Annotated in this window: 15 protein-coding genes, 3 rRNA genes, 1 pseudogene and 1 riboswitch; of the genes and pseudogenes, 17 read left to right on the top strand and 2 right to left on the bottom strand. The window is 57.7% G+C overall.

From position 1 onward, the window contains the following. Window positions 1-47: 47 nt before the first annotated feature. Complete coding sequence (locus BBBR_RS06935; protein WP_032738319.1) at window positions 48-992, bottom strand: hydroxyethylthiazole kinase; 945 nt, start codon at window positions 990-992, stop codon at window positions 48-50. Next, window positions 982-1,090: riboswitch (TPP riboswitch) on the bottom strand. It overlaps the preceding gene by 11 nt. A gap of 251 nt (window positions 1,091-1,341) precedes the next feature. Between BBBR_RS06935 and BBBR_RS06930 the strand changes: the two genes are divergently transcribed. From BBBR_RS06930 to BBBR_RS06895, 8 genes are all read left to right on the top strand, one after another. Then, window positions 1,342-2,814, top strand: coding sequence for a glycine--tRNA ligase (locus BBBR_RS06930; protein ID WP_003830357.1), 1,473 nt, complete (start codon window positions 1,342-1,344; stop codon window positions 2,812-2,814). A 142-nt stretch (window positions 2,815-2,956) separates the two neighbouring features. After that, entirely contained in the window at window positions 2,957-4,192 is a 1,236-nt protein-coding gene (gene dusB / locus BBBR_RS06925) for a tRNA dihydrouridine synthase DusB (protein ID WP_025299936.1), read from the top strand. A 120-nt stretch (window positions 4,193-4,312) separates the two neighbouring features. Then, entirely contained in the window at window positions 4,313-5,515 is a 1,203-nt protein-coding gene (gene ftsZ / locus BBBR_RS06920; RefSeq protein ID WP_003830362.1) for a cell division protein FtsZ, read from the top strand. A 12-nt stretch (window positions 5,516-5,527) separates the two neighbouring features. Next, window positions 5,528-6,004 carry a cell division protein SepF gene (locus tag BBBR_RS06915; protein ID WP_003830364.1) on the top strand — a complete coding sequence of 159 codons (477 nt, stop codon included), beginning with the start codon at window positions 5,528-5,530 and terminating at the stop codon, window positions 6,002-6,004. Between the two features lie 111 nt (window positions 6,005-6,115). Beyond that, window positions 6,116-6,418: a YggT family protein gene (locus BBBR_RS06910; protein WP_003830366.1), complete on the top strand. Its 303-nt coding sequence runs from the start codon at window positions 6,116-6,118 to the stop codon at window positions 6,416-6,418. Window positions 6,419-6,558: 140 nt separating this feature from the next. Further along, entirely contained in the window at window positions 6,559-7,875 is a 1,317-nt protein-coding gene (locus tag BBBR_RS06905; protein ID WP_003830369.1) for a DivIVA domain-containing protein, read from the top strand. A gap of 16 nt (window positions 7,876-7,891) precedes the next feature. Continuing rightward, window positions 7,892-8,446 (top strand): signal peptidase II, encoded by a 555-nt coding sequence (gene lspA / locus BBBR_RS06900; RefSeq protein ID WP_003830371.1) that lies wholly within the window; start codon window positions 7,892-7,894, stop codon window positions 8,444-8,446. After that, entirely contained in the window at window positions 8,446-9,390 is a 945-nt protein-coding gene (locus tag BBBR_RS06895; protein WP_003830374.1) for an RluA family pseudouridine synthase, read from the top strand. Before lspA ends, BBBR_RS06895 begins: the two co-directional genes overlap by 1 nt. A 10-nt stretch (window positions 9,391-9,400) precedes the next feature. Here BBBR_RS06895 and BBBR_RS06890 read toward each other — a convergent pair whose 3' ends face one another. After that, window positions 9,401-10,450, bottom strand: coding sequence for a helix-turn-helix transcriptional regulator (locus tag BBBR_RS06890; RefSeq protein ID WP_003830376.1), 1,050 nt, complete (start codon window positions 10,448-10,450; stop codon window positions 9,401-9,403). Window positions 10,451-10,744: 294 nt separating this feature from the next. Between BBBR_RS06890 and dnaE the strand changes: the two genes are divergently transcribed. The 9 genes and pseudogenes from dnaE to BBBR_RS06845 all read left to right on the top strand — a co-directional run bounded on the left by dnaE (window position 10,745) and on the right by BBBR_RS06845 (window position 25,525). Beyond that, window positions 10,745-14,302 carry a DNA polymerase III subunit alpha gene (gene dnaE / locus BBBR_RS06885; protein ID WP_003830378.1) on the top strand — a complete coding sequence of 1,186 codons (3,558 nt, stop codon included), beginning with the start codon at window positions 10,745-10,747 and terminating at the stop codon, window positions 14,300-14,302. Between the two features lie 11 nt (window positions 14,303-14,313). Next, on the top strand, window positions 14,314-14,700 hold the full coding sequence (locus BBBR_RS06880; RefSeq protein ID WP_003830380.1) for a DUF4186 domain-containing protein: 387 nt from the start codon (window positions 14,314-14,316) through the stop codon (window positions 14,698-14,700). A 90-nt stretch (window positions 14,701-14,790) separates the two neighbouring features. Next, window positions 14,791-15,672, top strand: a complete 882-nt coding sequence (locus tag BBBR_RS06875) for an aldo/keto reductase (RefSeq protein WP_003830381.1) — start codon at window positions 14,791-14,793, stop codon at window positions 15,670-15,672. 177 nt (window positions 15,673-15,849) lie between these two features. Then, a complete protein-coding gene (locus BBBR_RS06870) occupies window positions 15,850-17,727 on the top strand; it encodes an oleate hydratase (RefSeq protein ID WP_003830383.1) in 1,878 nt (625 codons plus the stop codon). A 546-nt stretch (window positions 17,728-18,273) separates the two neighbouring features. Continuing rightward, window positions 18,274-19,804 (top strand): 16S ribosomal RNA (locus BBBR_RS06865). A 443-nt stretch (window positions 19,805-20,247) separates the two neighbouring features. Beyond that, window positions 20,248-23,312: ribosomal RNA gene (locus tag BBBR_RS06860) — 23S ribosomal RNA — on the top strand. A gap of 162 nt (window positions 23,313-23,474) precedes the next feature. Next, a 5S ribosomal RNA gene (gene rrf / locus BBBR_RS06855) occupies window positions 23,475-23,591 on the top strand. The 16S, 23S and 5S rRNA genes sit together here, the layout of an rRNA operon. A 251-nt stretch (window positions 23,592-23,842) precedes the next feature. Beyond that, window positions 23,843-24,718, top strand: a pseudogene (locus tag BBBR_RS06850) (enolase C-terminal domain-like protein); the annotation flags it as partial. 15 nt (window positions 24,719-24,733) lie between these two features. Next, a complete protein-coding gene (locus BBBR_RS06845; protein ID WP_003830400.1) occupies window positions 24,734-25,525 on the top strand; it encodes an L-fucose dehydrogenase in 792 nt (263 codons plus the stop codon).

Here is a 25,525-nt window from a genome sequence, read left to right as displayed (position 1 = left end):
GCCCCCAGCCGGCTTTGCCGGCAGTCCCCGCCAGCGGGGGCAGTACACTACTGCACCAAAATCTCAGATTCCGCCACTTGCTCGGCGGTCACATTCCACAGCGCGTCAAGGAACGCGACCTGGAACGAGCCCGGCCCATGCGAAGTCGTATCGGCCACCTCGCCCGCGCGGTTGTACAGCAGCGACGCGGACAACGCAGCGGTCAACGGATCGGACACCGCCAGATACGTGGCGACCACGCCGCCCAGCGAGCAGCCTGCACCGGTGATTTTGGTCATCATCGAGCTGCCGCCCGACAGCCGGTACACGGTTTCGCCGTCGGTCACCAGGTCGGCGATGCCGGACACGGCCACTGCACAGGGGATGGAAGCATCGTGAGACGAATGCTTGGCGTGCTGCTCGGTCAGATACCGGGCAAGTGCCACCGCCGCACCGGTTGCGGAATCCACGTCATCGACGGATTCCACTCCGGCGGGGCGGTGTTCGGAAGCGTCCCCCGCGGATTCGGTGTTGAGCCCCCACATATTCGCCAGCGCGATCACTTCGGAAGCGTTTGCACGAATCACAGTAGGGGGAGCGGCCTTGAAGGCCTGAAGAATAGAGGTGCGGGTGCGCCCGATGCCTGCAGCCACCGGGTCGAGCACCCACGGCTTGTCCAAATAATTGAGTCGCTGCGCGATTTCAGGCAGCGCGTCCTTATAGAACGGCAGCAGCGTGCCCACATTGATGTAGTTGGCGCCCGCGATTTTCGCGGTTTCGATCACGTCGTCCGGCAGGAAGCTCATGGCCGCAGTGCCGCCGGCTGCCAGCTGCGCGTTGGCCACCAGATTGATGGTCACGAAATTGGTGAACGACTGGGCCAGCGGCGTCGTCTCGCGTACGCGGTGCACGGCGGCTGCGATGTTCTCGCGAATCGGTGAATCGGATGAAACCGGTGTTCCGGTGGTACAGTCGCTGGACGAACCGGTAAACGATGATGCACTACTGCTCATTACTGCTCCCTACGATGGTCTTAACCAACAGGTTCTAAGGGTCAGGCTTAGGCCTTTCTCAACTCGCGAACCACATGCGAGTTCCCCTGCATTACGTTGCCGACGCTATGCGCCAACATGGACATTATCTTGACGAATTTGTTCGATACGTGTCGTCAGGTCTGGCGCGTCTGAATTATCCGTGGTAGTAGAGCGATTGTTTCCATAGGCTTTTGCAAATTGCTCTCACTGACGCGCTTTCAGTGAAAGCAATTTGCAAAACGACAGTGCCTTTCTACCTGTCACCATATACGGCTATTCTGAAGCGGTTGTTATTAGACCCCAAACCGTTCAAACCAGAAGGTGCATTGTGGCTCAGTCCAAACTCGATGAAGTTGTATCCCTCGCGAAACGTCGCGGCTTTGTATTCCCCGCCGGCGAAATCTACGGCGGCACCCGTTCCGCATGGGATTACGGCCCTCTCGGCGTCGCTCTCAAAGACAATATCAAGCGCGAATGGTGGCGCTCCATGGTCGTCACCCGTCCTGATGTCGTCGGTGTCGACACTTCCATCATCCTGCCTCCCGAAGTGTGGGTGGCCTCCGGCCACGTGAGCGTGTTCAACGATCCGCTTGTCGAATGCCTCAACTGCCACAAGCGCAACCGCGCCGACAAGCTCGAGGAGTCCTACGCCGAGAAGCACGGCGACACGATGCCGGAGAACGGCATGAAGGACATCGTCTGCCCGAACTGCGGCACCCGTGGCCAGTGGACCGAGCCGCGTGACTTCAACATGATGCTGCGCACCCACCTCGGCCCGGTCGAGGACGAGAACAGCCTGCACTACCTGCGCCCCGAGACCGCGCAGGGCATCTTCGTGGACTTCAAGAACGTGATGACCTCCTCCCGTTCCAAGCCGCCGTTCGGCATCGCCAACATGGGTAAGTCCTTCCGTAACGAGATCACTCCGGGCAACTTCATCTTCCGCACCCGCGAGTTCGAGCAGATGGAGATGGAGTTCTTCGTCGAGCCCGGCACCGACGAGGAATGGCACCAGTACTGGATTGACGCCCGCACCCGCTGGTACATCGACCTCGGCGTCAAGCCGGAGAACCTGCGCCACTACGAGCATCCGAAGGAGAAGCTCTCCCACTACTCCAAGCGCACCGTGGACATCGAATACAAGTTCGGTTTCCAGGGCTCCGACTGGGGCGAGCTCGAAGGCATTGCCAACCGTACTGATTACGACCTGACCGCGCACTCCAAGCGCTCCGGCGAGGATCTGTGCTACTTCAACCAGGCCACCGGCGAGAAGTATATCCCGTACGTCATCGAGCCGGCAGCTGGCCTGACCCGCTCCCTGATGTGCTTCCTCGTGGACGCCTATGACGTGGACGAGGCTCCGAACACCAAGGGTGGCGTCGACAAGCGCACCGTGCTGCGCCTCGACCCGCGTCTGGCCCCGGTCAAGGCCGCCGTGCTGCCACTGAGCAAGAAGCCCGAACTGCGGACCGTGGCCCAGAACCTGGCCGATGACCTGCGCTTCAACGAGTGGATGATCGACTACGACGAGTCCGGCGCCATCGGCCGCCGCTACCGCCGTCAGGACGAGATCGGCACCCCGCTGTGCATTACCGTGGACTTCGATACTCTCGAGGACCACGCCGTGACCATCCGTGAGCGTGACACCATGGCCCAGGATCGCGTCGCTCTCGACAAGGTGGCCGACTATGTGGCCGCCCGCATCGGCGAGAAGCGCACCCGCGTGCCGCTGAAGCCCGTGGAGATGGGTGGCGAAGCCTGGCCTGAGTCCGGCGTTCAGGAAGCCGGCGGCCTGTACTAAAGCCTGATATATCAAGGTGACTGGCTCCCGCTGGCGGGAGCTGGCCGGCGACAGCCGGACTGAGGGTGGTCTTTTCTGCACAAGGAAGACCACCCTCGGTCTCACCTACGGTTCGACAGCTCCCGCCAGCGGGAGCAAGAGCATGGATATGGAAACCACCATCACCGCTACTCACGAGACCAACAACCTCGATCCGCGCACGGACGCTCCATCACGCCCGGAAACGCAGGTACACATTGCCCCGGTTCAGCTCGGCAACATCACCGTGCCGACTCCGGTGGTGCTGTCGCCGATGGCGGGTGTGACCAACTGGCCATTCCGCGTGATCTGTGAGGAATATGGTCCCGACGGTCTCTACGTGGCCGAAATGATTACCGCACGCGCCCTCGTGGCGCGCAACCCCAAGGCTCTGCGCCTGTGCCATTTTGCCAGTAGCGAGAAGATTCGTTCGCTGCAGCTCTACGGTGTGAATCCCTCCATCACCGAACAGGCCGCGAAAATCGTGGTCGATGAAAACATGGCCGACCATGTGGATTTGAACTTCGGCTGCCCGGTGCCCAAAGTCACTCGCCGCGGTGGTGGTTCGGCCTTGCCCTGGAAAACTGACATCTTTACTGAACTCATTCAGCGTGTGGTTGCCGTGTGCGAGCCGGCCGGCATCCCCGTAACCGCAAAGATCCGAGTCGGCATTGATCACGACCATGAGACCTTCCTTGAAGCTGGACATATCGCTCAGGAGGAAGGCTGCAAAGCGGTGACCCTACACGCCCGCACCACCGCCGAATATTACGGCGGCCACTCCGATTGGTCCCGCATCGGAGAGCTCAAGGAACACCTTGATATTCCGGTGTTCGGCAATGGCGATATTTGGGGAGCCGAAGACGCGCTTGAAATGGTGCGTGAGACCGGCTGCGATGGCGTAGCCATCGGACGCGGCTGCCAGGGCCGTCCGTGGCTGTTCGCCAATATCAAGAACGCTTTTGAAGACAATCCTGAACGTCTTAATCCGAACCTCGGCGAGGTTTGTCGGGTAATCCATCATCATGCCGAACTATTGACCCAGTTCTATGAAGGTGATGAAATGATGGCTGTTCATGACCTGCGCAAGCATATTGCCTGGTATCTCAAAGGTTTCCCGGTCGGCGGCAGTACTCGTAAGGCATTCATGGAGTGTGAGAATCTTGCCGACGTGGATCGAGAGATCGGCAAGCTTGATCCCATCATCGAATACCCTCCACGTGTGGTCGACAAGCCGCGTGGCCGTGTACGCTTCGCCAAAAAGGTTCATTTGCCTTACGGCTGGTTGGAATCACGAACCACCACCCATGAGGAGCGCGAAGCGCTTTTTGGCGATGATCCGATGGATGCCAGCTACTGATTGGTTGACAATTTCAAACAAGAAATGCACAACACGCACTTTTCCTCGCGTGAATTTCCCTCCACCAGTATCCTATTTGCGCTACTCTTAGGTGTAACCGTGAAGTGACAGGAGTCAAACGTGAGCGAGATCGCCCAGACTGAGTTCAACGACAAGACCAATATCAAGGTCGTCGGCGTAGGTGGAGCCGGCGGCAACGCCGTTAACCGTATGATCGCCGAAGGACTGCAGAACGTTGAATTTGTGGCGGTAAACACCGACGCGAAGGATCTTATGCGTTCTGATGCCGACGTGAAAATCTCACTATCCGACAAGTCCAGCCGTGGACTCGGCGCCGGAGCCGACCCGGAGCGCGGTGCCAAGGCCGCTCAGGATCACCAGTCGGATATCGAGGAATCCCTGAAGGGCGCCGACATGGTGTTCGTCACCTGCGGCGAAGGCGGCGGTACCGGTACTGGTGCCAGCCCGATCGTTGCTCGTGCGGCACATCAGCAGGGTGCTCTGACCATTGCCGTGGTGACTCGTCCGTTCGGCTTTGAAGGTCCCCAGCGTGCCGCTTCTGCCGACTACGGCATCGACAATCTGCGTAAGGAAGTTGACGCGCTGATTGTTATTCCGAACGATCGCCTGCTTGAGCTCTCCGATCGCTCCATCGGTATCATCGAGGCGTTCAAAACCGCCGATACCGCGCTGCTTGCCGGTGTGCAGGGCATTACCGACCTCATCTCGATGAATTCCTACATTCACGTGGATTTCTCCGACGTGAACTCCATCCTCCGTGGTGCCGGCACCGCGCTGTTCGGTATCGGTTCCGCGCGGGGCGAGGATCGCGCCACTCAGGCCGCCGAGATCGCCATCAGCTCCCCACTGCTCGAAGAGAGCATCGAGGGTGCACATGGTGCATTGATCAACATCGCCGGCCCGACTGATCTGAAGCTGCAGGAGGCCTCTGCAGCTACCGAGCTGGTGCGTAAGGCCATTCATCCGGAGGCACAGATTATCTGGGGTCTCGCTTTGGATGACGCCTATGGCGACGAAGTACGTGTCACGGTTATCGCCGCTGGCTTCGATCCTGTTTCCGCACAGGAGGCGTCTGATCGTCAGACTGTGTCCCCGGTCGTTCCTGCCGACGAGCCCGTCGCTCCGGCGGCAGCTCATCCTGACGACAATCCGGCTGGTGAAGCGGCTGCCACGGTTCCGTCGTATGCGCCCGTTTCCGGCGATTCGACTTCGCTGCCGTTCGATGACTCGACTTCCGAACATCCGGCCATCGCCGTCAATGATCCGGCCGGTGACCTCGATATCCCCGACTTCCTGCGCTGAAAGGACTGATCCATGGCTGGGTTCATGAAGAATGCGATGTCCTATCTGGGCATGAGTGATGTCGTCGATGATGATGACGAGTACTTCGATGAGGAGGATGAGCAGCAGCCTGCGGCCAAGCCGAGTTTCGATTCTGACCACACGGTGACTCCGATCGCGCAGTCGACGGCCAGTCCATCTGCCAAGACTTCTCCTTTCCAGGGTGGTCGCGTCAATCGCATCACCACCATTCATCCCAAGTCTTATGAGGATGCGCAGCTGGTGGGTCGTGCGTTGCGTGATGGTGTGCCAGTCGTCCTTAACCTCACTGGAGTTCCCGAAGCCGTGGCCTACCGTATCGTCGACTTTTCCGCAGGTGTGGTATTTGGCGTGCGAGGCTCGCTCGAACGTGTAACCCCGCGCGTGTTCCTGCTGAGCCCGGCTCAGGTGAACATCAAGGTCGAAGAGCCGACCACTACGGCTTCCGCGCACGATCTATTCGCTAACTAGCAGCACTTCATATTGGCAAGCAGCCAGGGCGACGACCGGTACTCGAGAGAGACCGGTCGTTATTATTTGCGCTGTCGGCAAATTCTCATACATGCTTGTTAGGGTGACACCATGTTGTCCTTTGTATTCGCCATGATCGGCCGTGTCCTTGCATGGCTGATCAACGCATATATCACTGTTCTGTTCGTGCGCATGATTCTCGACTGGGTCTCCATCCTTGCTCGTAACTGGTATCCGCGAGGTGTGGTGGCTCAGCTCATCAATATCGTGTATTCCGTCACCGAGCCGCCGTTGAGATGGCTGCGTCGCTATATTCGTCCCCTGCCGTTGGGCGCCATTAGTCTGGATATTAGTTTCATAGTGTTGTATTTTGCGCTGGTGGCGCTCGAAAGCGTTGTGCTCATCATCTTTTAGCGCCTTTGAGCAATATTCTTGCGGCGACATACATGCCGTAAAATCTGCGCAAAATGACTGTAAACGATGAGGTCGTGATAGCATTTTGATTTGATAGCAACGTAAGCGCGGGCAATGCCCCAAAGCGAGGTGCAAGATTTATGGCTCTGTTGACGCCGAAAGATATTAGGGAGCACACCTTCCAGACCGTTCGTTTCAAGGAAGGCTACGATGTTGACGAGGTCGATGACTTCCTCGATCAGGTCACCGAAACGGTTGAGGCTCTGGGGCGTCAGGCAGTCGCCGGCGGTCAGGCCACTCAGTCTCTGGGTCCTGATGTCAGCAATCTGAATGCTAAGATTTCCGAGCTGTCCGGTCAGGTGCAGAAGCTGCAGGCCGAAAACGCCGATCTGAAGAACGCTGCAGCACAGGCGCAGCCCGGTGCCGAGTCCGACGCTCAGGCCGCCGAACTGGCTGCTGCCAAACTGAGCGAGGCGGAGGAGTCCAACCGTGCTCTGTCTGCGCAGAATGATCAGCTCAAGGGTCAGGTCGATCAGCTCAATGCTCAGATCGACCAGCTGACCGCTCAGGCCGCTCAGGCTACCGGCAACCAGAAGGCTGTTGGCCAGCAGATTGCCGCCATCCAGCAGGAGCGCGATCAGTTCCGTGCGTCCAACGAGGAGCTGTCCCGCAAGCTTGCTGAGGCCCAGCAGCAGGGTGCTGCCGTTGAGCAGCAGGCCGCTCAGATCGCCGACCTCACTCGTCAGCTCGAGGAAGCCAAGCAGCGCGAAAACCAGCTTCGTTCCCAGGTCTCCAAGGTCGAGCCGAGCACCGAAACTGGTTCTCTGCAGAAGATTGCAGGCGCAGCTTCCATGCCGGGCACCGAGCCCGAACGTGCCACCGCAATGCTCACCCTGGCCATGCAGCTGCACGATCAGTACGTGGAGAAGGGCAAGACCAAGGCGCAGGAAATCACCGAGGCCAGCCAGAACAAGTACAACGAACTGGTGAACAAGGCCAACAGCTACTCTGACCGTACGCGCTCCGAAGCAGATGCCTATTCTGACCGTACGCGCTCCGAGGCGGATGCATACTCCGACAAGACCCGTGCTGATGCCGACACCTACGCGCAGAACACGCATCAGGATGCCGACTCCTATTCAGCCAAGACTCGTCAGGACGCGGATAACTACTCCAAGACCCAGCACGCTGATGCCGATCAGTATGAGTCCGAAGTTCAGAACCGTGCTGCCGAGTACGACAAGAACACTCGTTCTGCCGCTGACACCTACGCACAGCAGGTGCGCGACAACCTGCAGGCTCAGTCCAAGGTGGTCGAGGGCAACATCCAGAGCCTCAAGCAGTTCGAGGCCGAATACCGTGCACGCCTTACCGAGTTCCTCGGCCAGCTTGCCGCTCAGGTTTCCGAATCGAACAACTACGAGAGCCAGACCCAGTCTGAGCCTCAGGCCAACTGAGCGTAGGTAAGTTCATATGATGAACCAACAGGGACGGCTGCGCACCCGCGTGGCCGTCTTTGCATGTGTATCCGCGGTTGCGTTGATTGCTGATCAGCTCACCAAGGCGTGGGCCATGGCCGCGCTGTCTGACGGACAGTCCATCCGAGTTATTCCCGGACTGCTTTCCCTGACTCTGGTTCGCAATCCTGGTGCCTCATTGGGAATGGGATCCGGTGCCACCTGGGTAATCAGTCTGCTGGCCATTGTGGCTTGCGTGGCACTCGTGGTATTGGGCATACGCACGATTTCCACGAAGTGGACCGTGGCACTGTCCTTTGCCTTTGCCGGGGCCTTGGGCAACCTGATTGATCGTGTAATGTACGCCGACAGCTTCCTCAACGGCAAGGTCGTGGATTTTTTGAATTACGGCTGGTCAGTTGGCAATGTGGCGGATGTCTATCTTGTTGTTGCCGCTGTGGTCCTAGTCGTGCTGATTCTCATCGGTGAGCCGTTCTCGCAGAAAGAGCTGGATGAGAAGTCCGCGCACATCGCTGATTCGTCTTCCGATTCGGAGGCAGATGCCGAATAATGAGCCGAATGGTCCCCGCCCCTGATGCACTGATTGGCAAGCGTTTCGATGTGGCAGTCGCGAAGATGCTCGGCATATCGCGTTCCAAGGCCGCCGATCTGATCGACTCCGGTCAGGCTCGCGTTCTTGGACGCGAGGTCGCACGCTCCAGTTCCTTAATGGCAGGGGAGACCGTCGAATTCGATTTGGTTGAGAATCATGTCGAACCGGAACCCATCGCGAACGATATGGCCGTGGTCTATGAGGACGATGATGTCGTCGTAGTTGATAAGCCGGTGGGAGTAGCGGCCCATGCTTCAGTCGGATGGTCCGGGCCTACGGTTCTCGGATCGTTGCGCGACCGCGGAGTGCGCATTACTTCCTATGGTGCTGCAGGACGTGAGGGCATAGTCTCGCGGCTTGACGTGGGGACTTCCGGCCTTATGCTGGTATGCAAATCCGAGTTGGCGTACACGGAAATGCGTCGGCAATTCGCGGAGCATGAAGTGAAGAAAACCTATCATGCCCTGGTGCAGGGTGGGTTGAAAGAGGACAAAGCCACCATCGAGGCTCCGATTGGGCGAGCAAAAGTCTCTGATTTTCGATTCTGCATCACTCCAGCAGGAAAGCCGGCCATCACTCATTGGGATGTACTGGAGCGGTTCGACCACGAGGCCACATTGGTATCCGTGAATCTGGAGACCGGTCGTACCCATCAGATTCGTGTGCATTTCTCTTCCATTGGTCACCCGTTATGCGGAGACCCCATGTATGGTGCCAATCCGGTGCTGTCCGAGGCTCTGGGTCTTGACCGCCAATGGTTGCACGCTATGAAGCTTGAATTCCGCCATCCCCGCACGCGCGTCTGGACTACGGTCGAGTCTCATTACCCTGCTGACTTAGCTGCTGCTCTTGATGTCATGCGCGCTCGTCATACCGAGCCGGTTGAATCGTTGGTGGATTAGCGAATAGTCCTCATGGTTCTTGGTACATCTGCGTCAGGGATTGGCCGGTATCATGCAACATGGTGCGTAAAGACTGTGGTTCGAGAATCTCAATGAAATGCGAATCGGCGTATTGCAATGCCCACCATAATGTGGCTCGTTCGTTGGCCACAATGTGCACGTCGTATTCGGCGTCGCTGATTTGAGTGACGGTAGCCTGGTCGAACCAGTCATATAACGGTTCGAGCGTGCCCTTAATGCGCATGTGAATCGGTACGGCTTTCCCATTCATCGGGTAAGGGCGTTCGTTCATATGTTGTGTGACGTTGAATGGTGTTCCCGGAACCGGGCTAAAGCTGTCAAGCGTGCGTTTGAGCGAATGATCGGTACTGCTCATCGTCAAGCCGCGGAACCGCTCCACGTGCAGATAGGACAGGCTGTCGTGCTGATGCATGTGGCAAATGAGGTAGTACTTGCTGTTCTTATACATCAGATGATAGGGGTCGACTCGGTATTCCTTGGGGGAGCTGGAACTGTCAAGGCGGGGGACCAGATTGCCATTGATGTCGTACGTGCAGTAGTGGAACCGAATTGCGCGCTCGTGTTCGATGGCATCATTGAGCAGCTCGATGTTGTTGAGGAACTCGGTGTTGTAGTTCTTCGGCGTCGCCAGCTGGTTGAGTCCGCGCAATTGGCCTGACCTGCCCGCGAATGTGTAGATTTTCGCGATAAGATCCTGCAAGTATTCGCCATCCGAATGCGAGAGCGCCGCGCCATCGGCAAGCAGCCGCATCTGGGCCGTGTCAAATACGGGCTCGATATACCATCCGGGCTTGGGGTCAACGCTTTCCGCCTTGGCAAGGTCGCGCCGCTCCAGATGCTCCACCCGTCGTCCGAACGGCTGCATGTCATGCAATGCCTTGAGATGTCCGCGCACGGTCTTCTCCGAAACGCCGATGCTTTTGCTGATTTCGATGGCGGTCAGCCCATGCTCGCTGTCCGTGCGGGAATCCAGCAGCTCGAGGATTTCGATGACGATCTGCGCGGTGGAAGGTGCTGCGGTTAGTGGCGATGAGCTCATAATAGTCCCTCCTTGGCCAATCGGACGCGTTATAAAAAACGGTAGATAGCTACCGGTAATTGTATCTCAATGGGAAACTGTGCGTAGTCGCTTTCAATATTGCCAAGGACGGGTCTTGACGATGGAAGTATCGGAATGCGCGACGGGAGGCATCACGATGTTGTTTGTACGACTGATTATTCGCCCGAATGCCAAGGTAGGGGGCTGCGGAGCGGTCGTATCTAAAACCGGCCAACTATGACGCTCGCCGGTACATATCTACCGCCGACAAGACCACACGGTAAGGTGGAACGCATGGCTGATTACGGGAAGAACTTCGTGCAACTGCACAACCACACGCACTATTCATTGCTTGATGGTGCGTCGAAGATCCCGGATCTGGCCAAGCGAGCCGCCGAACTTGAGATGCCGGCAGTCGGCATTACCGATCATGGCAACATGCACGGTGCCTATGAGATGTACACCAACTGTGTGGCCAACGGCGTCAAGCCCATCATCGGCATCGAAGCTTACGTGACCCCGGAAACCGCGCGTCAGGACAAGTCCCGTGTGCACTGGGGCACCGAAGCTCAGCGTCGTGATGACGTTTCCGGTGGTGGTCTCATCACCCACCTGACCATGTGGGCGGAAAACGACGAAGGTCTGGTCAACCTCATCAAAGCCTCGTCCGTGGCCAATCTTGAAGGCCGCGTTATGCGCTACCCGCGTATGGATAAAGAAGTGCTGTCCACCTACTCCAAAGGTGTGATCGCGTCCTCCGGATGCCCTTCGGGCATCATCCAGACTCGTCTGCGCCTGGGACAGTTCGACGAGGCATTGCGTGCCGCTGGTGAATTCCAGGACATCTTCGGTAAGGACAATTTCTTTATCGAACTCATGGATCACGGTCTGACAATCGAGAACCAGGTCACCGACGACCTGCTGACCATTGCCAAGAAGCTGGACGCCCCGCTGCTGGCCACCAACGATTCCCATTATGTGCATGCCGAAGATGCCGGCGCACAGGATGCCATGCTGTGCATCAACTCCGGCTCCCGACTGGATGATCCGGATCGATTCAAGTTCGACGGCACCGGCTATTACATCAAAACCGCCGAGGAGATGCGCGAGCTGTTCAAGGATCATCCCGACGCTTGCGACAATACGTTGCTCATTGCCGAACGTTGCAACGTCATGTTCGATGATCACGAGGACGGCGCTTTCATGCCGCAGTTCCCCTGTCCGGAAGGCTGGGACGAGACCTCGCTGTTCCTGAAGAAGGTCGAAGAGGGACTCGAAAAGCGTTATGACGGCAATCCACCGCTGAACGTGCTCAAGCAGGCCGATTATGAGTGCGGTGTGATCTGCCAAATGCAGTTCTGCGGTTACTTCCTCGTCGTGGCCGATTACATCCAATGGGCCAAGGACCACGGCATCATGGTGGGGCCGGGCCGTGGTTCGGCTGCAGGCGCCATGGTCGCCTATTCCATGGGCATCACCGAGCTCGACCCGTTGAAGCACGGCCTGATTTTCGAGAGGTTCCTGAACCCGGAGCGTGTGAGCCTGCCGGATATCGATGTCGACTTCGATCCTGAAGGCCGTGCCCGAGTCATCGAATACTGCGGTGAAAAATACGGCACCGACAAGGTTGCCCAATGCGTGATCTACGGCACCATCAAAACCAAGCAGGCGCTGAAGGACTCCGCCCGCATCATGGGTTATGAATTCTCGGTTGGAGAAAAAGTCACTAAGGCCTTGCCCCCGGCGGCCACCGGCGGCAAGGACATCAGCCTGCATGATATTTTCGACCCTTCGGCCAAACGATATGCCGAGGCCAGGGAATTCCGCGAGATGTACGATTCCGACCCCGATGCCAAGCGCATTACTGAGGAGGCCAAAGGTATCGAAGGCCTGATTCGTCAGACCGGTGTGCATGCGTGCGCCACCATCATGGGTAGCGCACCCATCACCGATACCTCGCCATTGCTGGAACGTACCGATGGCACCATCACCACCACCTTCGAATACCACACCTGCGAAACGTTGGGTCTGGTCAAGATGGACTTCCTTGGCCTGTCCAACTTGACGGTAATCCACGACACCCTGAAGAATATCGAAGCCAACGGCAAGCCCGCTATCGACTACACCAAGATTCCGCTTGATGATGCGGAAACCTACAAGCTGATGGCCCGAGGCGACACCTTGGGTGTGTTCCAGCTTGATTCCGACGGTATGCGTTCGCTGCTGAAAACGCTGAAGCCTGATAATTTCAACGATATTTCCGCACTTATCGCCCTGTACCGACCGGGCCCAATGAGTATGGATTCGCACACCAACTACGCCAAGCGTAAGAACGGTCTGCAGAAGATTACGCCTATTCACCCCGAACTCGAGGAGCCACTCAAGCAGGTGCTCGATGAGACCTATGGTCTGATCATCTATCAGGAGCAGGTGCAGTCCGCCGCACGAATCCTGGCAGGCTATTCGCTGGGCAAGGCAGACGTGCTGCGTCGAGCCATGGGTAAGAAGAAGCCCGAAGTGTTGGCCAAGGAAAAGGTGCCATTCTTTGCAGGCATGAAGGAGCACGGATACTCCGAGGAAGCGGCGAATGCCGTGTGGGATATTCTTGTGCCGTTCTCCGGTTACGCTTTCAATAAAGCGCACTCCGCCGCATATGGTCTGATTTCCTATTGGACCGCTTATCTGAAAACCCACTATCCGGTCGAGTTCATGGCCGCCCTGTTGCAGGGTGCCGCCACCAACAAAGACAAGACCGCACTGTATCTGGGCGAAGCGCGCCGCATGGGTATCCAGGTGCTGTCCCCGGATGTCAATGAATCGGTTTACGCGTACTCCGCAGTAGGAGACGTCGTCCGATTTGGCCTTGGTGCCATCCGTAACGTGGGCGATAAGGCAGTGGCCGACATCATTGCCGAGCGCGAAGGACCGCGCGGCAAGTTCGTGAACTTCATGGACTTCATTCGGCGTGTGCCTCTGACCGCGCTCAACCGGCGACTGGTCGAATCGCTGATCAAGGCCGGTGCCTTCGATTCGATTGACCCGAACCGCCGCGCATTGTTCACTGTCCACGAGGCCGCCATTGATTCAGTGGTCAGTCTCAAGCGTAAGCAGGCCGAAGGTCAGTTCGACCTGTTCTCCGATGCGGACGATGGGGGAGCGGAAGCCATGGGCGACGCCTCTGTCACCGTGCCGGATATCGAGGAATGGGACAAGAAAACCAAGCTCAACTTTGAACGAGAAATGCTGGGTCTCTACGTTTCCGACCACCCGCTTTCCGGTATGCAGTCGATACTGGCCTCCCTGCGTGAAATGTCCATTGCACATCTGATCGATCGAGCCAAGACCATGGGTGAGGGGCAGCAGGTCACCTTGGCCGGTCTAATCACCGGCGTGGATCGCCGTGTGTCCAAGAAGGGCAACCCATGGGCCATTGTGACCATTGAAGACATGGAAAGTTCTATCCAATGCATGTTCTTCGGTAAGGTCTACGAGGCCGCCGCCGCCGAGCTGGCCGTGGATGCCATCGTGCAGATACGAGGCCAGGTGGAACTGCGCGATGAGACCGTTTCCATGCGTGCCACCGAGCTGCAGGTGCCCACTCTGGAATCCGAGGACGAGCGCCCGCTGACCATCACATTGCCGCACGCGGCTTTGGATCGTCAACATATGATGCAACTCGGGCAAGTGCTCACCAACCATCCCGGCTATTGCGAGGTGCACTTGGCGGTGATGGACGAGAAAGGCAATGCGCAGGTACTGACATTCGGCGATCGGTTCCGCGTCAAACGAGATACTTCACTGTTTGCTGAGATCAAGATTCTCTTCGGTCCCAGCTGTCTCCCCGCTGCCTAAGCTTAAGAGGCATGACGGCCGATGATGAACAACAGTGGATTGCTGAAACGCTGACGCGTTTGCAGCATTCGGCATTTCGTGCCAAATTCGTGCTGACCGACAAAGACCGTGCCTACGCTCGGGTCAAAGGTAAAGCGACCATCGATCGGCATGCGCATGAAATGCTGCGTGAGCGGGTAGGTGCGGCCGAGCCGAAAAATGATGGCAAACAAACACCGTGGCGTGGTCATCCAGTATTCACCTCCCAGCATGCCACCGCCACATGCTGCCGGGGATGCATCGAAAAATGGCATCACATACCCAAAGGGCGTGAACTGACGGAAGCGGAAGTGAACCGTTTGGCAGATCTCGTCATGGCATGGATTGAACGCGATCTCATCAATCATCCAGCACGATAATTCGGCGCAATAGTGCAGATCATTTCCTTTCCAAACGGTTGCGGATGCCTACAATGAGGTCGGCATAGGAACCGCTCTGAGGAGGAATATATGACTCAGGTATTGCAATCGCCGGGAATCACCTTGCAGAACAAGGCTCACACTGTTATTCCACAAATCGGATTCGGCACATTCCAGATTCCGCCCGAAGATACGCAGCGGGCCGTCGAAGAAGCGTTGGAAATCGGTTACCGTCACATCGATACTGCAGCCGCTTACTACAACGAGGAACAAGTCGGCGATGCATTACGCGCTACTGGCATGGCCAACAAAGTATGGGTGACCACCAAATTGCGCAACTGCGATCAAGGCTATGATCCGGCACGCATCGCGTTCGAGGAATCCCGTCGCAAGCTGGGCGTGGATGTAGTCGACATGTACCTGATTCATTGGCCATTCCCCGCAGTCGATCTCTACAAGGAGACATGGAAGGCGCTACTCAAACTGCAAGAGGAAGGTGCTATCCGCGTGGCTGGCGTCAGTAACTTCCTTCCCGAGCATCTTCAGGCTGTTATCGATGATTCCGGCGAAACCCCAACGGTGAACCAAATCGAAGTGCACCCGCGTTTCAGTCAGCCGGATAATCTCGCCTTCTGCAAGGCACATGGCATCGCCGTTGAAGCGTATAGCCCGCTCGGCCACGGCAAGGACATCGAATCCGAGCCGGTTGTCTCTGCGGCCGAGGCCCACAACGTCACGCCCGCACAGGTGGTATTGCGTTGGCATACGCAAGAAGGTCGCATCATCATCCCGAAGTCCAAGCACGTCGAACGTATGAAGTCCAATCTGGCCAGTGCCAGTTTCGACCTGACTGCCACGGAACTTGCTGCCATCGATGCCCTGCACGATCCGAAGGGCAATGTGAGTGCCGACCCCGCCACCTTCGTGCAGTCTCAGTCCTGGGCCAACCAGCACTCGCGCGGCAATATCTGATTCGTCACATAAGCCGAATGCGCAGGGCGAACGTCAATGGCAAAGCCCGTTAATGTAATCCACAAACAAATGCAGCAGAACGCCGGACACTGCCTATGGCGTGTCCGGCAATAACGCGACAAGATATCTGTACAGAAGAGTTGATGGATTGTCAATTCATCCCCAAGGAGGCGGAACATGTACTACAGCAGCGGCAACTATGAGGCGTTTGCCCGTCCGAAGAAGCCAGCCGGCGTAGACAGCAAGCATGCATATATCATCGGCACCGGTCTGGCGGCCTTGTCTTCGGCCTGTTACCTGGTGCGTGACGGCCAGATGCCAGGCGATCATATTCATATTCTCGAAAAGGATCCCGTACCGGGAGGAGCCTGCGATGGTCTCGATATTCCTGGTCTCGGTTATGTGATGCGCGGCGGCCGCGAAATGGACAATCATTTCGAGGTCATGTGGGATCTCTTCCGTTCGATTCCCTCCATCGAGACCGAGGGAGTCAGCGTGCTCGACGAATACTATTGGCTCAACAAGGAAGATCCGAATTACTCGCTATGCCGCGCCACCAAAGATCTCGGCAAGGATGCCGGACTCAAGGGCAAATTCGGATTGTCTGACAAGGCTTCCATGGAAATCATGAAGCTGTTCTTCACTCCGGACGAGGACCTGTATGACAAGCCGATCACCGATTTCTTCGATGACGAGGTGCTGAACTCCAACTTCTGGCTGTACTGGCGTACCATGTTCGCTTTTGAGAATTGGCATTCGGCGTTGGAAATGAAGCTGTACATCAAGCGCTACATTCATCACATCGGCGGCTTGCCGGACTTCTCCGCACTGCGATTCACCCGCTACAACCAGTACGAGTCGATGATTTTGCCCATGGTCAAATATCTGGAATCTCATGGCGTGGAATTCCGATACAACACCAAGGTCGAGAACGTCGAATTCGCCATCGGTGGGGGAGACGGCCCCAAGCGCGAGCATACTGGCATCGGACAAGACACCATCCAGAAAATCCAGGCCACTTCCGGTTTCTTCAAGCGCAATCCAGCCAGCACCCCCACCAAGAAGCTCGCCGTACGCATCGATGTCAGCCAGGAAGGGGAGAAGTCCTCTATCGATCTGACGGAAAACGATCTGGTGTTCATCACCAACGGCGGCTGCGTGGAGAACTCCACTATGGGTTCGCAGAATTCGCCCGCCGCATGGAATCCGGATCTGAAGCCAGGCGGCGGCTGGGATATGTGGAGGCGTATCGCCGAACAGGATCCGAGCTTCGGTCATCCGGAAAAGTTCTGTTCCGACCCGAACGCCACCAAGTGGATGAGCGCCACTGTTACCACTTTGGACGATGAGATTCCTCCGTATATTCAGAAGATATGCAAGCGCGATCCGTTCTCCGGCAAGGTCGTCACCGGCGGCATCGTCACTGTGCAGGATTCTAACTGGCTGATGAGCTGGACGCTCAATCGTCAACAGCAGTTCCGCGATCAGCCCAAGGATCAGCTGTGCGTATGGGTCTATGGCCTGTTCCCGGACAAGCCGGGCAACTATGTGAAGAAGCCGATGACCGAATGCACCGGCGAGGAAATCTGTGAGGAGTGGCTCTACCACATGGGCGTACCGACCGACAAGATCGAGCCGCTTGCCAAACATCATGCCAATACCGTGCCGGTGATGATGCCATACATCACTGCATTCTTCATGCCTCGCGCGGCCGGCGACCGCCCGGACGTGGTGCCCGATGGCGCCGTGAACTTCGCATTCCTCGGCCAGTTCGCCGAAACCCCACGCGATACGATTTTCACCACCGAATATTCGATGCGTACCGGTATGGAAGCCGTCTATACGCTGCTCGGGGTGGATCGTGGCGTGCCCGAGGTGTGGGGCAGCGTCTATGACGTGCGCAACCTGCTCAACGCCACCGTCAAACTGCGTGACGGCGCACCGGTGACGGATATGAAGCTCAACTTCATTGAAAAGGCCGTGGTCAAGAAGGTGCTTAAGAAGCTCGATGGCACGGATATTGCTACCCTGCTACGCGAATACCATGTGATCTGAATTGATTCGGCTCCCGTTCCGCCCTGTGCGGGAGGGAGCCGTTCGCATAATCGGGCTGTGGAGAATTGAACATGGAATGAACTATTGCGACACGCCGATGAACTTTTGATTTCGCTCCATTATGCAGAGAAAAGCTGGCGTATTGTGATGGTAAAGGTGTGATGTAAGCCATTTTCGACACGCCGATAGAACGCCGTCGTTGCAACGATTGCGGCGTGTTTTGTTATGCCCGATTTGCATGAATCCATGTGCTCGTGTAAGTTATTCACCTGTTGCCGCTCAGCGCAACGGGGTTCCCTTCCTAGAGAAGATGCGGGATTTCGTGTGCTGGTGTGGTGGTGGTTTGAGAACTCAAGAGCGTGTTTGTACTACTTCTTTATAGTCAATGATTGCCAGTTCATTCCTCGCCTGGCCGCTTGTGTGGTGGTTGGGTACCCGGGAGGGTTTGATGAGGGGTGAGGTTTTTTGAGGGCGTCCTTCCTTAAGGACGTGCTCGTCGATTTTTGTTTTGTGAGTCATCTATTCGGATGCTTTTCATGAAGGTTTTTTGTGGAGGGTTCGATTCTGGCTCAGGATGAACGCTGGCGGCGTGCTTAACACATGCAAGTCGAACGGGATCCATCGGGCTTTGCCTGGTGGTGAGAGTGGCGAACGGGTGAGTAATGCGTGACCGACCTGCCCCATGCACCGGAATAGCTCCTGGAAACGGGTGGTAATGCCGGATGCTCCATCACACCGCATGGTGTGTTGGGAAAGCCTTTGCGGCATGGGATGGGGTCGCGTCCTATCAGCTTGATGGCGGGGTAACGGCCCACCATGGCTTCGACGGGTAGCCGGCCTGAGAGGGCGACCGGCCACATTGGGACTGAGATACGGCCCAGACTCCTACGGGAGGCAGCAGTGGGGAATATTGCACAATGGGCGCAAGCCTGATGCAGCGACGCCGCGTGAGGGATGGAGGCCTTCGGGTTGTAAACCTCTTTTGTTAGGGAGCAAGGCACTTTGTGTTGAGTGTACCTTTCGAATAAGCACCGGCTAACTACGTGCCAGCAGCCGCGGTAATACGTAGGGTGCAAGCGTTATCCGGAATTATTGGGCGTAAAGGGCTCGTAGGCGGTTCGTCGCGTCCGGTGTGAAAGTCCATCGCTTAACGGTGGATCCGCGCCGGGTACGGGCGGGCTTGAGTGCGGTAGGGGAGACTGGAATTCCCGGTGTAACGGTGGAATGTGTAGATATCGGGAAGAACACCAATGGCGAAGGCAGGTCTCTGGGCCGTTACTGACGCTGAGGAGCGAAAGCGTGGGGAGCGAACAGGATTAGATACCCTGGTAGTCCACGCCGTAAACGGTGGATGCTGGATGTGGGGCCCGTTCCACGGGTTCCGTGTCGGAGCTAACGCGTTAAGCATCCCGCCTGGGGAGTACGGCCGCAAGGCTAAAACTCAAAGAAATTGACGGGGGCCCGCACAAGCGGCGGAGCATGCGGATTAATTCGATGCAACGCGAAGAACCTTACCTGGGCTTGACATGTTCCCGACGATCCCAGAGATGGGGTTTCCCTTCGGGGCGGGTTCACAGGTGGTGCATGGTCGTCGTCAGCTCGTGTCGTGAGATGTTGGGTTAAGTCCCGCAACGAGCGCAACCCTCGCCCCGTGTTGCCAGCGGATTGTGCCGGGAACTCACGGGGGACCGCCGGGGTTAACTCGGAGGAAGGTGGGGATGACGTCAGATCATCATGCCCCTTACGTCCAGGGCTTCACGCATGCTACAATGGCCGGTACAACGGGATGCGACAGTGCGAGCTGGAGCGGATCCCTGAAAACCGGTCTCAGTTCGGATCGCAGTCTGCAACTCGACTGCGTGAAGGCGGAGTCGCTAGTAATCGCGAATCAGCAACGTCGCGGTGAATGCGTTCCCGGGCCTTGTACACACCGCCCGTCAAGTCATGAAAGTGGGCAGCACCCGAAGCCGGTGGCCTAACCCCTTGCGGGAGGGAGCCGTCTAAGGTGAGGCTCGTGATTGGGACTAAGTCGTAACAAGGTAGCCGTACCGGAAGGTGCGGCTGGATCACCTCCTTTCTACGGAGAATACGGCCGGATGTTCGTCCGGCGGTGCGAGCCCCGGCGTCGCGGCAGTCGCGGCGGTTTGGGGCTGCTGGTGTGGAAGAGATCATGGGCTTTCGGTGCGTCCGTCGTGGGATGTTCCGCGGGAGTGGTGTGGATGCGCTTTTGGGCTCCCGGATCGCCACCCCAGGCTTTGGCCTGGCGCGATTCGATGCCCATCGTGCCTGATGGCGGGCTGGTCCCGTCCGGACGGCGTGGTGGTGCGTGGTGGCTTGAGAACTGGATAGTGGACGCGAGCAAGACGGGGTTTCCTTTGATTCCTCGTTCTTGCTGTTGATTTCGAATCGAACTCTATTTTTAGTGTTTGTTTCGATCGTTTTGTGATCATTTTAGTGTGATGATTTGTCGTCTGGGAATTTGCTAGGAAGGATCCTTGCGGCCATGCGCACCGTGTGGTGCGTGTTGCCTGCAAGGGCGTATGGTGGATGCCTTGGCAGACAGGACCGATGAAGGACGTTTGAGGCTGCGATATGCCTCGGGGAGCCGCCAACAGGGCTTTGATCCGAGGATTTCCGAATGGGGGAACCCACCGGCCGTCATGGGCCGGTACCGCCGTGTGCGGGGGGTACGCAGGGAAGTGAAACATCTCAGTACCTGCAGGAAAGGATATTCCGTGAGTAGTGGCGAGCGAAAGCGGATCAGGCCAAACCTTGCGCGTGTGATACCCGTCGGGGGTTGCGCGCGGGGTGTAGAGGGATCGCGTTTGCCGGCTCCGACGGGCCGGCCGTCAGTTGCATAAAACCATGTGCCAGGGGAACCGGGTTGAATACCGGGCCGCAGAGGGTGAGGGCCCCGTACCCGAACGCGCATGGTCTGGCGATCGCGTCTCCCAAGTAGCACGGGCCCCGTGGAATCCCGTGCGAATCTGTCCCGACCGTGGGATAAGCCTAAATATTCCTGTCTGACCGATAGCGAACGAGTACCGTGAGGGAAAGGTGAAAAGTACCCCGGGAGGGGAGTGAAACAGTCTCTGAAACCATGCGCCTACGAACCGTCGGGGCCCTCTTGTGGGGTGACGGCGTGCCTATCGAAAAATGAGTCTGCGAGTCAGTGGCATGTGGCGAGCATAACCCGTGTGGGGTATGCGTAGCGAAGGCGAGTCTTAAAAGGCGTTTGAGTCGCGTGTCCTGGACCCGAAGCGGGATGATCTAGCCCTGAGCAGGTTGAAGCGCGGGTAAGACCGTGTGGAGGACCGAACCCACCTGGGTTGAAAACCGGGGGGATGACTTGGGGCTAGGGGTGAAAGGCCAATCAAATTCCGTGATAGCTGGTTCTCTCCGAAATGCATTTAGGTGCAGCGTCGGATCGATTACATCCGGGGGGTAGAGCGACTGGATGCTTGCGGGCCCATATCGGGTACCAACAGCAACCAAACTCCGAATACCCGTGATGCGTATCCCGGCAGTGAGTCGGCGGGGGATAAGCTCCGTCGTCGAAAGGGAAACAGCCCAGATCGTCGTCTAAGGTCCCCAAGCGTGTGCTAAGTGGGAAAGGATGTGGAGTCGCATAGACAGCCAGGAGGTTGGCTCAGAAGCAGCCACCCTTGAAAGAGTGCGTAACAGCTCACTGGTCTAGTGGTTCCGCGCCGACAATGTAGCGGGGCTCAAGCACACCACCGAAGACGCGGCAGTAGCTTTGCTACTGGGTAGGAGAGCGTCCCATGCGGGGCGAAGCGGCGGCGCAAGCCCGCCGTGGACCGCATGGGAGTGAGAATGCAGACATGAGTAGCGAAAGACGGGTGAAGATCCCGTCCGCTGGACGACCAAGGGTTCCAGGGCCACGTTCATCGTCCCTGGGTGAGTCGGGTCCTAAGGCGAGGCCGACAGGCGTAGTCGAATGGACGAACGGGTCGATATTCCCGTACCGGCATGCAACCGGCAAAACCGAATCCGCGAGTACTAACTTCCGGGTCCGGGCTTACGTCTCCTTCGGGAGCCGGATGCCCTGGCCTGTTGGGACCGTAACGGTAGTAGGTCAGCGCGGGAGTGACGCAGAAGGGTAGCCGGCCGCGGAGGTGGTCTTCCGTGGTCAAGCACGCAGCCCGTCCCACAGGCAAATCCGTGGGGCGCGTGGGCGAGGTGCGATGATGGGCGCCGCAGGGCGCGATATCCGGTGATCCCGGCTGCCGAGAAAAGCTTCGGCGTGAGGCGGCATGCCGCCCGTACCCCAAACCGACACTGGTGGTCAGGTAGAGAATACCAAAGCGATCGAGCGAATCCTGGTCAAGGAACTCGGCAAATCACTCCCGTTCCTTCGGTTTAAGGGAGACCCCCGATGGTGAAGCGGCTTGCCCGCGGAGCTTTTGGGGGTGGCACAGACCAGGGGGTAGCGACTGTTTACCAAAAACACAGGAGCGTGCGAAGGCGCAAGCCGCTGTATACGCTCTGACGCCTGCCCGGTGCCGGAAGGTTAAGAGGATCCGTCAGGCCTCGGCCGAAGCGGTGAATTCAAGCCCCGGTAAACGGCGGTGGTAACTATAACCATCCTAAGGTAGCGAAATTCCTTGTCGGGTAAGTTCCGACCTGCACGAATGGCGTAACGACTTCCCCACTGTCTCGACCAGGAGCTCGGCGAAATTGCAGTACGAGTAAAGATGCTCGTTAAGCGCAGAAGGACGAAAAGACCCCGGGACCTTTACTATACCTTGGTATTGGCATTCGGTGTGGATTGTGTAGCATAGGCGGAAGGCTTCGAAGCCACGGCGCCAGCCGCGGTGGAGCCGCAAGGTGAAATACCGCTCTGTTCGCATTGGATGTCTAACCTCGACCAGTCATCCTGGTCAGGGACAGTGCCTGGCGGGTAGTTTAACTGGGGCGGTTGCCTCCCAAAGAGTAACGGAGGCGCTCAAAGGTTCCCTCAGCCCGGTTGGCAATCGGGTGGCGAGTGTAAGTGCACAAGGGAGCTTGACTGCGAGACTGACGGGTCGAGCAGGGACGAAAGTCGGAACTAGTGATCCGGTGCCGGTGTACGGACGCGGCATCGCTCAACGGATAAAAGGTACCCCGGGGATAACAGGCTGATCATTCCCAAGAGTCCATATCGACGGGATGGTTTGGCACCTCGATGTCGGCTCGTCGCATCCTGGGGCTGGAGCAGGTCCCAAGGGTTCGGCTGTTCGCCGATTAAAGCGGCACGCGAGCTGGGTTCAGAACGTCGTGAGACAGTTTGGTCTCTATCCTCTGCGCTCGTCGGAATGTTGAGGAGGCCTGCCCATAGTACGAGAGGACCTGGGTGGACGAACCTCTGGTATGCCGGTTGTCACGCCAGTGGCACGGCCGGTTGGCTACGTTCGGAAGGGATAACCGCTGAAAGCATCTAAGCGGGAAGCCTGCTCCAAGATAAGCATTCCATAGGACTACGGGTCCTTGAAGTCCCCATGCAGAACACGTGGTTGATAGGCCGGACGTGGAAGCCCCGCGAGGGGTGGAGCCGACCGGTACTAACGGACGAAAGGCAACACAACAATCCAACCCCGGTTGGAACGCAAGCATCCTGCTGCGAACCATCCCGCACGACAATGAGCACGGGATGAACACAAGACGAACCAACGCATCGCGTCCACCATCCGGTTCCCAGGCCGCCACACGCCGGCAGACCCCAGAGTCTGACCGTACAAGAGAAGATTTGCGGCGGCCATGGCCCAGGTGAGACGCCCGGTCCCATTCCGAACCCGGAAGCTAAGGCCTGGCACGGCGATGGTACTGCACCCGACAGGGTGTGGGAGAGTAGCACGCCGCCGCACCCAATTTAAAATATGAGGACCCCGGTCGAGCCTGACGGCTCCCGGGGTCTTCTCATATCTGCAATCCTTTGCCGCATAATCGCAAATCTAAAACCTGTCTTGCTCCGCAATCACATGAGGGGAATAGCAGGAAGTATAACGAAATTTTCATCGCTACCGGTGCCAACCCACGCAAACTAGGGTTTGAAGGGGAGTCCGAATACTCTGGTCGCGGTGTGGCCTACTGCGCCACCTGCGATGGCGAGTTCTTTTCCGAGATGGAGCCCGAAGAGCTCGTTGCGACTCTCGACTTCCGCTACCTGACTGATGCCCTCACTCCGCAGGAAGCCCTCGAGATTCTGCGTGCCGCCCAGGAAGGCAAGGCGGAACGCATCGCCCACCTCAAGGAAGTCGGCTACCCGGGATATTCAACCGCCGCCGGATGGCTCGGCTATTCCGACGAGAAGATGGTTCGCTTGGCCAAGCAAGAGACCGAGGTCATGGGCTTTAAGCAGATCAAGCTTAAGGTCGGTCAAAACCTCGAAGACGACCTGCGCAGGCTCAAGCTTGCCCGTGAAGCGGTCGGTCCGGACATCGCCATTGCCGTAGACGCCAACCAGGTCTGGGATGTGCCGCAGGCCATTGAATGGATCGGCAAATTCAATGACTACGATCTCGCGTGGGTTGAGGAACCGACCTGCCCGGATGATGTTCTTGGCCATGCCGCAATCCAGAAGGCCATCGATCCGATTCCGGTGGCCACCGGCGAACAGATGCAGAACCGAGTCATGTACAAGCAGTACCTGCAGGCTGGCAGCTTCAAGGTCATGCAGATTGACGCGACACGAGTCGCCGGCCCCCAGGAAATCGTCCTCGAATACCTGCTCGCCAAGAAGTTCGGCGTCAAGGTCTGCCCTCACGCGGGTGGTGTCGGCCTGTGCGAAGCCATCAGCCAGCTTGCGATGTTCGATTATGTGTCCGTCTCTGGCGAGATGGAGGATCGCGTCGTCGAATACGTGGACAACCAGCATGAGTACTTCGTACATCCGACCGTCATCAAGAACGGACGATACGTTGCGCCGCTCGCTCCGGGCAACGGCACGGAGATGAAGCTCGACGAATGCATGAAGTACCTGCACAAGGACTAGTCGGAAGGACCTGAGATGGACCTGCATCTTAAGAACAAGGTGATTATTGTCACCGGAGGCTTCAAAGGCATCGGCAAGGGCATAACGCTGCGACTGGCCGAAGAAGGCGCCATTCCGGTGGTGCTGAATCGTTCGGATGGTGCCGACGACGAATTCCGACAGGATATCGAACAGGTCACCGATTCGTATGACACCTATCTGATCGACCTGAACAACACCGACGAGATCGCCCCCATCGTTGAATCGGTCATGAAGAAATACGGCCATATCGATGGTGTGGTCAACAACGCCGGAAGAAACGACAATCTCGCGCTCGAGACCACGTCATGGCGTCAGTTCGAGGAGTCTCTTCACGGCAATCTGACCCACTATTACGAGCTGGTTCATCAGCGCGGGCCAGCGCTCAAGGCCAGCAAGGGCTCGGTGGTCAATATCGGTTCCAAGACCGCATTGACCGGTCAGGGCAAGACCAGCGCCTACGCTGCGGCGAAAGGCGCGATTCTGGGTTTGACCCGCGAGTGGGCCGCCGCCCTCGCCCCGGACGAGGTCCGGGTCAATGCCGTCGTCGTGGCCGAAGCGCGGACACCGCTGTACGCGCAATGGATCAAGACGTTCGGCGACGAACAGGCGCAGCGCGAGCAGTTGGCGAAGATCACCGACAGGATTCCTCTCGGCCACCGCATGACCGAGACTTCGGAAATCGCGGACACCGTGGCTTTCCTTCTGTCTGACAGGTCTTCGCACACCACCGGACAATGGGTCTTCCCCGACGGCGGATACGTCCACCTCGACAGGGCACTCGACTAG

The organism is Bifidobacterium breve DSM 20213 = JCM 1192 (assembly GCF_001025175.1).
GTDB lineage: Bacteria > Actinomycetota > Actinomycetes > Actinomycetales > Bifidobacteriaceae > Bifidobacterium > Bifidobacterium breve.
Note: the sequence above shows the minus strand (reverse complement) of the source record. Positions and strands in the feature narration are given on the sequence as shown.

What these genes read in the sequence shown, in the direction of transcription:
- BBBR_RS06935 (WP_032738319.1), bottom strand. Translation starts at nt 992, where the DNA reads ATGAGCAGTAGTGCATCATCGTTTACCGGTTCGTCCAGCGACTGTACC.
- dusB (WP_025299936.1), top strand. Translation starts at nt 2,957, where the DNA reads ATGGATATGGAAACCACCATCACCGCTACTCACGAGACCAACAACCTC.
- BBBR_RS06915 (WP_003830364.1), top strand. Translation starts at nt 5,528, where the DNA reads ATGGCTGGGTTCATGAAGAATGCGATGTCCTATCTGGGCATGAGTGAT.
- BBBR_RS06910 (WP_003830366.1), top strand. Translation starts at nt 6,116, where the DNA reads ATGTTGTCCTTTGTATTCGCCATGATCGGCCGTGTCCTTGCATGGCTG.
- BBBR_RS06905 (WP_003830369.1), top strand. Translation starts at nt 6,559, where the DNA reads ATGGCTCTGTTGACGCCGAAAGATATTAGGGAGCACACCTTCCAGACC.
- lspA (WP_003830371.1), top strand. Translation starts at nt 7,892, where the DNA reads ATGATGAACCAACAGGGACGGCTGCGCACCCGCGTGGCCGTCTTTGCA.
- BBBR_RS06895 (WP_003830374.1), top strand. Translation starts at nt 8,446, where the DNA reads ATGAGCCGAATGGTCCCCGCCCCTGATGCACTGATTGGCAAGCGTTTC.
- BBBR_RS06890 (WP_003830376.1), bottom strand. Translation starts at nt 10,450, where the DNA reads ATGAGCTCATCGCCACTAACCGCAGCACCTTCCACCGCGCAGATCGTC.
- dnaE (WP_003830378.1), top strand. Translation starts at nt 10,745, where the DNA reads ATGGCTGATTACGGGAAGAACTTCGTGCAACTGCACAACCACACGCAC.
- BBBR_RS06880 (WP_003830380.1), top strand. Translation starts at nt 14,314, where the DNA reads ATGACGGCCGATGATGAACAACAGTGGATTGCTGAAACGCTGACGCGT.
- BBBR_RS06875 (WP_003830381.1), top strand. Translation starts at nt 14,791, where the DNA reads ATGACTCAGGTATTGCAATCGCCGGGAATCACCTTGCAGAACAAGGCT.
- BBBR_RS06870 (WP_003830383.1), top strand. Translation starts at nt 15,850, where the DNA reads ATGTACTACAGCAGCGGCAACTATGAGGCGTTTGCCCGTCCGAAGAAG.
- BBBR_RS06845 (WP_003830400.1), top strand. Translation starts at nt 24,734, where the DNA reads ATGGACCTGCATCTTAAGAACAAGGTGATTATTGTCACCGGAGGCTTC.